Genomic DNA, 9,095 nt, shown 5'->3' on the forward strand with positions numbered 1-9,095 from the left:
AGCTTTTGTAAGCGCCATAGGTTCAATCCCTCAATGATGCCTGGAATCGCTCTTTTAATGCCTCTACACATTTGGCGACGGTAGCGGCAATCTCCTCTTCTTCGAGTGTACGGCTGGTATCCTGAAGGATAAGGCTAATAGCGAGGCTCTTGAAACCTTCTGCTACGCCCTTGCCGCGGTACACGTCAAATAAGTTTACGCCAACTACCTGATTTACGCCAACTTTCTTACATTCGGCCAAAATATCTGCTGCGGGCACATTTTCCGCGACCACAACCGCGATATCACGGCGGTTTGCCGGGAAGCGGGAGACGTCCTGAGCCTGAGGAATCACGCGGTCAGCCACCGGGTTCCATTCCAGCTCGAACACGATGGTACGGCCGTTCAGATCCAGTTTACGCTCCAGCTCAGGGTGAACAACCCCAATAAAACCAACGCGTTTGCCGTCTAAATAGATGGCTGCGCTCTGGCCCGGATGCAGGGCCGGGATGGCTTCTGCGCGGAATTCAATTTCAGATAATTTACCGGTCAGATCCAGAATCGCTTCCAGATCGCCCTTCATATCGTAGAAATCAACCGTCCCTTTTGCCAGGTCCCAGTGCTCTTCATAGCGGTTACCGCTGATGGCGCCAGCCAGCATGAGATCCTGACGGATGCCTAAATTTGCCTGATTATCCGGTACAAAGCGCAAACCGCTTTCGAAAATTCGCACGCGGTTTTGCTGACGATTCTGGTTATAAACGATAGTACCCAGCAGGCCCGTCCACAGGGACAGACGCATCGCGGACATTTCGCTGGAGATTGGGCTTGGCAGGATCAGCGCTTCCTGGCCCGGATGGATCAGCTGCTGCAGTTTTGGATCAACAAAGCTGTAGGTGATCACTTCCTGGTAGCCTTTGTCGTTCAGCATGGTTTTCACACGCTTCAGGGACAGGTCGGCTTCACGGTGGGTGCCCATCACCAGACCTGCCTGCACAGGCTCGTCAGGGATGTTGTTGTAGCCATAAACACGGGCCACTTCTTCCACCAGATCTTCTTCAATTTCCATGTCGAAACGCCATGACGGCGCAACGGCTTTCCATTCGTCCTGGCCTTCGGTTACTTCACAGCCCAGACGCTTCAGGATATCGGTCACCTGCGCATCGGCAACGTGGTGACCAATCAGACGATCCAGCTTGCTGCGGCGCAGGGTGATGTTCGCACGCTTCGGCAGCGTCGCCTCGTTGGTGACCTCGATGACCGGGCCCGCTTCACCGCCGCAGATGTCGATCAGCAGGCGGGTCGCACGTTCCATCGCTTTATACTGCAGCGCCGGGTCAACGCCGCGCTCGTAGCGGTGAGAGGCATCGGTATGCAGGCCGTGACGGCGTGCGCGACCGGTGATGGAGAGCGGGCTGAAGAACGCACATTCCAGCAGCACGTTTTGCGTCTCGTCGTTGACGCCCGAATGCTCGCCTCCGAAAATACCGCCCATTGCCAGCGCCTTGCTGTGGTCAGCAATCACCAAAGTGTCGGCGTTCAGTTTCGCTTCGCTGCCGTCCAGCAGAACCAGGGTTTCGCCCTCTTTCGCCATGCGCACAACGATGCCGCCGTCGATACGATCTTTATCGAACGCGTGCATTGGCTGGCCCAGCTCCAGCAGGACGTAGTTGGTCACGTCGACCACGGCGTCGATAGAGCGAATACCGCAGCGGCGCAGCTTCTCTTTCATCCACAGCGGAGTTGGCGCTTTCACGTTGATGCCTTTCACCACGCGACCGAGGTAGCGCGGGCAGGCATCCGCAGCGTCAACCTGAATAGGCAGCACGTCACTGATGGTCGCTTCAACCGGCGCGATCTCCGGCGCGTTCAGTTCGGTCTGGTTCAGCACGGCCACGTCGCGCGCCACGCCGATGATACCTAAGCAGTCGGCACGGTTTGGCGTGACGCTGATTTCAATAGTGTTGTCGTCAAGCTTCAGGTATTCACGGATATCGGTGCCGATTGGCGCATCCAGCGGCAGCTCGATGATGCCGTTGTGATCGTCGGAAATACCCAGCTCGGAGAAGGAGCACAGCATGCCTTCAGACGGCTCGCCGCGCAGCTTAGCCGCTTTAATTTTGAAATCGCCCGGCAGTACCGCCCCGACGGTCGCCACGGCCACCTTCAGGCCCTGACGGCAGTTTGGCGCACCGCAGACGATATCCAGCAGACGGTCACCGCCCACGTTCACTTTTGTCACGCGCAGTTTGTCAGCGTTAGGGTGCTGGCCGCACTCTACCACTTCACCGACGACCACGCCGTTGAATGCGCCGGAAACCGGCTCGACGCCGTCCACTTCCAGACCCGCCATGGTGATCTGGTTAGAAAGCGCGTCGCTGTCCAGCGTGGTATTCACCCACTCGCGTAACCACAGTTCACTGAATTTCATTGTTCTGTCCTGCCCTTATTTAAACTGTTTGAGGAAACGCAGATCGTTTTCGAAGAATGCACGTAAGTCGGTCACGCCGTAGCGCAGCATGGTCAGACGCTCCATGCCCATACCGAAGGCAAAGCCGGAGTAGACTTCCGGATCGATACCTACGTTGCGCAGCACGTTTGGATGCACCATGCCGCAGCCCAGCACTTCCAGCCATTTGCCGTTTTTACCCATCACGTCAACTTCCGCAGACGGTTCGGTGAACGGGAAGTAGGACGGACGGAAACGAACCTGCAGATCTTCCTCAAAGAAGTTGTTCAGGAAATCGTGCAGCGTGCCCTTCAGGTTGGTGAAGCTGATGTTTTTATCAACAATCAGGCCTTCCATCTGGTGGAACATTGGGGTGTGGGTCTGATCGTAGTCGTTACGATAGACGCGGCCCGGCGCGATAATACGGATTGGTGGCTCCTGCTCCTTCATGGTACGGATCTGAACGCCGGAGGTCTGAGTACGCAGCAGACGCGTTGCGTCGAACCAGAAAGTGTCGTGGTCAGCGCGTGCCGGATGATGGCCAGGAATGTTCAGGGCGTCGAAGTTATGGTAATCATCTTCGATTTCCGGGCCAGTCGCCACGGTAAAGCCGAGCTCACCGAAGAAACTTTCAATGCGATCGATGGTGCGGGTAACCGGGTGCAGACCGCCGTTCTCGATGCGGCGACCCGGCAGAGAGACGTCGATCGTCTCGGCAGCCAGACGCGCATTCAGCACAGCGCTTTCCAGCTCGGCTTTACGTGCGTTAAGCGCCTGCTGTACCTGCTCCTTGGCTTCGTTAATCACCGCTCCCGCTGCCGGACGTTCTTCTGGCGGCAGCTCACGCAGGGTTGTCATCTGAAGGGTCAGGTGCCCTTTCTTCCCAAGATATTCGACGCGGACATTGTCTAACGCGGCAACATCTGAGGCCTGATTAATGGCGGCTGTTGCACTGGCAACCAGCTCTGCGAGATGTGACATGATTTTCCTCATTATGTCGGTGCAGACACCGATTTGGTGGAGTTATTCTCTCAAATTCAGGCACAAAAAAAGCCTCCATCGGGAGGCTTATCTGGCGCTGTTTTTCGTTTCATCTTTCACGCGCTAGCCTCCTGAAATCAGGTGCTAAAGTAAAAGAAGAAGCGGAAAATAGCAGCATTCATGCTTGCGTTACCTTGTCTGGTAAAAACCGTTAAGACCTTATTGAAAAGCCTGCACGGGTAAATGTCAATCTTCTTACAGGGTTATATGAAAAGAGGGAGCCAGGCCCCCTCTCTCAACTGGCTTATGCCAGTGCTGCTTTCGCTTTTTCGACCAGAGCGGTGAACGCTACTTTGTCGAATACTGCGATGTCAGCCAGGATCTTACGGTCGATTTCAACAGAGGCTTTTTTCAGGCCGTTGATGAATTTGCTGTAAGAAATACCGTTCTGACGTGCTGCTGCGTTGATACGCGCAATCCACAGTTGACGGAACTGACGCTTACGCTGACGACGGTCACGGTAAGCGTACTGACCTGCTTTGATAACAGCCTGGAAGGCAACGCGGTAAACGCGTGAACGCGCACCGTAGTAGCCTTTAGCTTGTTTCAAAATTTTCTTGTGACGTGCACGTGCAATTACACCACGTTTTACGCGAGCCATATGTGCTCTCCTGTATCTATATTCTTAGTAAAAAATTAAACGTTAACGGCTTATGCGTACGGCAGGCACGCGATAACCAGACCCAGATCGCCTTTAGAAACGAGGCCTTTTGGACGCAGGTGACGTTTACGCTTAGTAGATTTTTTGGTCAGAATATGACGCAGGTTTGCGTGCTTACGCTTAAATCCACCACCACCGGTTTTTTTGAAGCGCTTAGCAGCACCGCGTACGGTCTTAATTTTTGGCATCTTAATAACTTCCACTTCGCATTGTTAAATAAACGAAACATAGGCGAACAAAACCTATGAAACCCGAAGGCTCCACAGATTTTGCTGCTTGAAGGCCTTACTGTTTCTTCTTAGGAGCGAGCACCATGATCATCTGGCGGCCTTCGATCTTCGTAGGGAAGGATTCGACTACTGCCAGTTCACTCAGATCGTCACGGACGCGGTTAAGCACTTCCATACCGATCTGTTGGTGGGCCATCTCACGACCGCGGAAACGCAGTGTGATCTTGGCCTTATCGCCATCTTCCAGAAAGCGAATCAGGCTGCGGAGTTTTACCTGATAATCGCCATCGTCGGTACCAGGACGGAATTTGATTTCCTTAACCTGGATAACTTTTTGCTTCTTCTTCTGTTCCTTAGAAGACTTACTCTTTTCATAAAGGAACTTGCCGTAGTCCATGATACGACAAACTGGCGGTTCGGCGTTAGGGCTGATTTCAACTAAATCTACTCCAGCTTCTTCAGCTTTTTCGATCGCTTCTCTCAGACTCACAATCCCCAGTGGTTCACCTTCAAGATCTGTTAAGCGAACTTCCTGGGCGCGAATCTCGCCATTGATACGATTCGGACGTGCCGTTTGAACTCGTTTTCCGCCTTTAATACCTTATTCCTCCAGTTGTTGAAGACTGCGGCTGCGAATCTCTTGTTGCAGCTTCTCAATCACTTCACTTACGTCCAGGCTGCCCAGGTCTTTACCACGGCGGGTGCGAACGGCAACTTTGCCTGCTTCCACCTCTTTATCACCACAGACCAACATATACGGGACACGACGTAAAGTGTGCTCGCGGATTTTAAAGCCAATCTTCTCATTTCTCAAGTCTGCTTTTACGCGAATGCCCGCATTTTGTAGTTTCTGCGTCAATTCTTTAACGTAATCCGCCTGAGAATCGGTAATGTTCATCACCACGACCTGCACTGGCGCAAGCCAGGTTGGGAAGAAGCCAGCGAACTCTTCGGTCAGGATGCCGATGAAGCGCTCCAGAGAACCGAGAATAGCACGGTGAATCATTACTGGTACCTGACGTTCGTTGTCTTCGCCAACATAAGAGGCGCTTAAACGCTGCGGCAGGGAGAAGTCCAGCTGTACAGTACCGCACTGCCATGCGCGATCGAGGCAGTCATACAGGGTAAATTCAATTTTCGGACCGTAGAATGCGCCCTCACCCAGCTGGTATTCGAACGGAATGCCGTTCTCTTCCAGCGCCACGGCGAGATCCGCTTCTGCGCGATCCCAGGTCTCATCGCTGCCGATACGTTTTTCCGGACGCGTTGAGAGTTTGACCACGATCTTCTCGAAGCCAAAGGTGCTGTACATATCGTAGACCATACGAATACAGGCGTTAACTTCGTCACGGACCTGATCTTCAGTACAGAAGATATGCGCATCATCCTGAGTAAAGCCACGAACACGCATCAGACCGTGCAGCGCACCTGATGGTTCGTTACGGTGGCAGCTACCGAACTCCGCCATACGCAGCGGCAGGTCGCGGTAGGATTTCAGACCCTGGTTAAAGATCTGTACGTGACCCGGGCAGTTCATTGGCTTGATGCAATATTCACGGTTCTCAGACGAGGTGGTGAACATCGCATCTTTGTAGTTGTCCCAGTGGCCGGTTTTTTCCCACAGCACACGGTCCATCATGAACGGGCCTTTTACTTCCTGATACTGGTACTCTTTCAGCTTGGAGCGTACGAAAGTTTCCAGTTCACGGAAAATGGTCCAGCCGTCGTTATGCCAGAACACCATACCCGGCGCTTCTTCCTGCATGTGGTACAGGTCAAGCTGCTTGCCGATTTTACGATGGTCACGCTTCGCCGCCTCTTCCAGGCGCAGCAGATACGCGTTCAGGGCTTTTTTATCGGCCCACGCGGTACCATAAATACGCTGCAACATCTTGTTGTTGCTGTCACCGCGCCAGTAGGCGCCGGCGATCTTCATCAGCTTAAAGTGATGACAGAAGCGCATGTTCGGCACGTGCGGTCCACGGCACATGTCGACGTATTCTTCGTGATGGTACAAGCCAGGCTTGTCATCATGGGAAATATTTTCGTCAAGAATAGAGACTTTATAGCTCTCGCCGCGCTTCACGAAGGTTTCACGCGCTTCGTGCCAGCTAACTTTCTTCTTGATGACGTCATAGTTCGTTTCGGCGAGCTCGTGCATACGTTTTTCGAGCGCGTCGATATCTTCCTGAGTCAGAGTATGGTCAAGGTCAACGTCGTAGTAGAAACCATTGTCGATAACCGGACCGATCGCCATTTTGGTGTTCGGCCACAGCTGCTTGATGGCATGACCTAACAGGTGCGCGCAGGAGTGACGAATGATCTCCAGACCTTCTTCGTCTTTCGCGGTGATGATGGCAAGCGTCGCATCGTTTTCAATCAGGTCGGAGGCATCCACCAGCTCACCGTTAACACGGCCAGCAATAGTCGCTTTCGCGAGACCAGGACCAATGTCCAGGGCAACATCCATTGGGCTAACAGCACGGTCGAAATGGCGTTGGCTGCCATCAGGAAGAGTAATTACAGGCATTTTATATCCTTATTTGCAGTGATGCCCCACACATAAGAGCATATACAAAGAAAATAATCGTGATTTGACAATAGATTACGAAACCATCTGACCAACAATCGTCAAATTGGTTCGTCATCATTCACCTGCCGAATTCAGATTAATTCGGATTTACGGCAAGCGACGTAATGTTAACACTAACAGAAAGGAGATTGCACCCTCTGCGGCCAGATTGATGGGCTGACACTTTCGCACGAATTTGCAGGTTGCTTCTCCCCTGCGCTCGCATTTCGATGATGCTGGGCTACTCTTGAACAGGTCCTTAAACCCAAAGGTGCATACCATGAACGTATCCAGTAGAACGGTTGTGATATTGAACATCCTTTCCGCCACAGGTTTATTGTTGATTCTCGCCGAACGATTCCACTGGTTCTGAGCCAGACCCTTCGCTGGCATAACCCAATCGATCCTGAAAAGGGGCATATTTCGGCCCTGTTTGGTAGACTGTGGATATTAACGAACAAGGATTAGGTTATGCCAACAAAACGATTTGCCGTAAAACACTGGAAAATGGTGCTGGTGTTGATTGCCATCTGCGGCGCAATGCTGCTACTCCGTTGGGCGGCAATGATTTGGGGCTAGGGGCGAATGCAGGTCATCAGAAGGGACATCAAAAAGTCACAGACAATAAACGGGCCGACATCATCATCGGCCCGCTTTTATTACATTCTATAACCCAGTGAAACCGTGGTTCTGCGGTCGGTATGATCCGGCGCAGATTCTGGTGGTGAAGAGTTCCAGGTCACGTTGTAGGCGAGTTTCAGACCAAAGTGTTCGTTGATAGCCACGTTAAGCGCCGTCTCAGAGTTCAACGTCGTATCGTCGGCACCAAATACAGAAACACCCTGGGTAAATTTGGTGTTGTCAGTCATCTGCCAGGCATAGGTACCGGAAGCGTAACCGAGCGGTTGAGTTTTGGTATCGCCATTGGTGTATTCGTCATAACGCACACCCGGACCGAATTCAAAACGGAAGCTGTGTACCGGTCCGTTCAGGAACTGACGACCATAACCGGCGGTGAAGACATCGCGCTGGCGATAACCGTTGTAACGGTCAGTTAACCAGCTCCCCTGACCAAACAGATAGTCATAGTCGGTCATGTTGTAACGGCTACGTCCGCCTACCGCATATTTCTCGGAAGAGCGTTCGTCGTTAGCGGAAGTGTTGCTGGCATTACCCCACAGAGACCAGGCGGTAGTATTACCGTACCATGTGAGCGTACTGTCCGCCGTCAGAGAAGAGCTTTTCGTGTTACCGGATTGTGCCAGGTACCCAGCATTCAGGTTACCTTCAAACGGTTTTTTCGCGGTGGATGGATCGTCCATGACAGTAAAAACGGAATCATCGGCGGTCGCGTTCATAGCCGCAAACACGCCACCCGCCAGCATCAGTGCAGCGGGCACTGTCTTTAAAAGCTTCATTTTATTAAGGAGTCCGTACAACAAAAAAAGAGACCACACGGTCCCGGAATCTTTCTTGAGGATCAATGACAAGGCGTCCAGAGAAAGGTAACAAATTATAAAAAGCCGCAAATAACATAGCAATGTTTTCTTATTTCATTTTTTGAATAAGAACGATCTCAAAAAGCGTTTTATTTTATATATCTCCGGCCTGACTTTTATTCAGTATTCATATTTAAAATCATACTGTTATTTACATTGCCTTCCTGACAAATGGTGCCAGACTAAAAGGAACCCATGCTAAAAGGAGGTAATGATGGTTTCTATCTACACCCTGACGCTCTCCCCTTCCCTTGATTCCGCCACCCTGACGCCGCAGATTTACCCGGAAGGTAAATTGCGCTGTAGCGCCCCGGTCTTTGAGCCTGGCGGCGGCGGGATCAACGTGGCACGCGCCATTACCCATCTCGGCGGCAAAGCCACGGCCATTTTTCCCGCAGGTGGTGCTACCGGTGAACACCTGGTCTCTCTGCTGGCCGATGAACAGGTGGCCGTAGACACCGTCGAGGCGAAAGACTGGACGCGGCAAAACCTGCATGTCCACGTGGGATCCAGCGGCGAACAGTACCGTTTTGTCATGCCGGGCGCGAAACTTACCGATGACGAGTTTCGTCAGCTTGAAGAGAAAGTGCTGACGATAGAAAGCGGCGCGCTGCTGGTGGTAAGCGGCAGCCTGCCGCCTGGCGTCAGCACGGAAAAATTGACG

The 9,095-nt window shown here is 52.4% G+C and carries 11 protein-coding genes and 1 other annotated feature; of the genes, 3 read left to right on the forward strand and 8 right to left on the reverse strand.

From position 1 onward, the window contains the following. Window positions 1-22: 22 nt before the first annotated feature. The 7 genes from pheT to thrS all read right to left on the reverse strand — a co-directional run bounded on the left by pheT (window position 23) and on the right by thrS (window position 6,890). The gene (gene pheT / locus ACWYRJ_RS12435; RefSeq protein ID WP_455507979.1) at window positions 23-2,410 is read right to left on the reverse strand and encodes a phenylalanine--tRNA ligase subunit beta; all 2,388 of its coding nucleotides are present in this window, start codon (window positions 2,408-2,410) and stop codon (window positions 23-25) included. A gap of 15 nt (window positions 2,411-2,425) precedes the next feature. After that, a complete protein-coding gene (gene pheS, locus ACWYRJ_RS12440; protein WP_020884406.1) occupies window positions 2,426-3,409 on the reverse strand; it encodes a phenylalanine--tRNA ligase subunit alpha in 984 nt (327 codons plus the stop codon). 62 nt (window positions 3,410-3,471) lie between these two features. Then, window positions 3,472-3,596: a sequence feature (Phe leader region), on the reverse strand. Further along, entirely contained in the window at window positions 3,547-3,591 is a 45-nt protein-coding gene (pheM, locus tag ACWYRJ_RS12445; RefSeq protein ID WP_001386830.1) for a pheST operon leader peptide PheM, read from the reverse strand. It overlaps the preceding feature by 45 nt. 117 nt (window positions 3,597-3,713) lie before the next feature. Then, window positions 3,714-4,070: a 50S ribosomal protein L20 gene (gene rplT, locus ACWYRJ_RS12450; RefSeq protein WP_000124850.1), complete on the reverse strand. Its 357-nt coding sequence runs from the start codon at window positions 4,068-4,070 to the stop codon at window positions 3,714-3,716. A gap of 50 nt (window positions 4,071-4,120) precedes the next feature. After that, a complete protein-coding gene (gene rpmI / locus ACWYRJ_RS12455; RefSeq protein WP_003030583.1) occupies window positions 4,121-4,318 on the reverse strand; it encodes a 50S ribosomal protein L35 in 198 nt (65 codons plus the stop codon). A gap of 97 nt (window positions 4,319-4,415) precedes the next feature. After that, entirely contained in the window at window positions 4,416-4,958 is a 543-nt protein-coding gene (gene infC / locus ACWYRJ_RS12460) for a translation initiation factor IF-3 (protein ID WP_014069901.1), read from the reverse strand. A gap of 3 nt (window positions 4,959-4,961) precedes the next feature. Beyond that, window positions 4,962-6,890, reverse strand: coding sequence for a threonine--tRNA ligase (gene thrS / locus ACWYRJ_RS12465; protein WP_008500657.1), 1,929 nt, complete (start codon window positions 6,888-6,890; stop codon window positions 4,962-4,964). A 322-nt stretch (window positions 6,891-7,212) separates the two neighbouring features. Here thrS and yncL point away from each other — a divergent pair, with 322 nt between their 5' ends. Beyond that, entirely contained in the window at window positions 7,213-7,305 is a 93-nt protein-coding gene (gene yncL, locus ACWYRJ_RS12470) for a stress response membrane protein YncL (RefSeq protein ID WP_021241082.1), read from the forward strand. 98 nt (window positions 7,306-7,403) lie between these two features. After that, window positions 7,404-7,511: a small membrane protein YniD gene (yniD, locus tag ACWYRJ_RS12475; RefSeq protein WP_008500658.1), complete on the forward strand. Its 108-nt coding sequence runs from the start codon at window positions 7,404-7,406 to the stop codon at window positions 7,509-7,511. 80 nt (window positions 7,512-7,591) lie between these two features. Here yniD and ACWYRJ_RS12480 read toward each other — a convergent pair whose 3' ends face one another. Further along, a complete protein-coding gene (locus tag ACWYRJ_RS12480; RefSeq protein WP_111965612.1) occupies window positions 7,592-8,350 on the reverse strand; it encodes a DUF481 domain-containing protein in 759 nt (252 codons plus the stop codon). Between the two features lie 295 nt (window positions 8,351-8,645). Between ACWYRJ_RS12480 and ACWYRJ_RS12485 the strand changes: the two genes are divergently transcribed. Further along, on the forward strand, window positions 8,646-9,095 hold a 450-nt coding region (locus tag ACWYRJ_RS12485; protein WP_455507991.1), incomplete at its 3' end, for a PfkB family carbohydrate kinase.

Source organism: Enterobacter sp. (assembly GCF_977039595.1).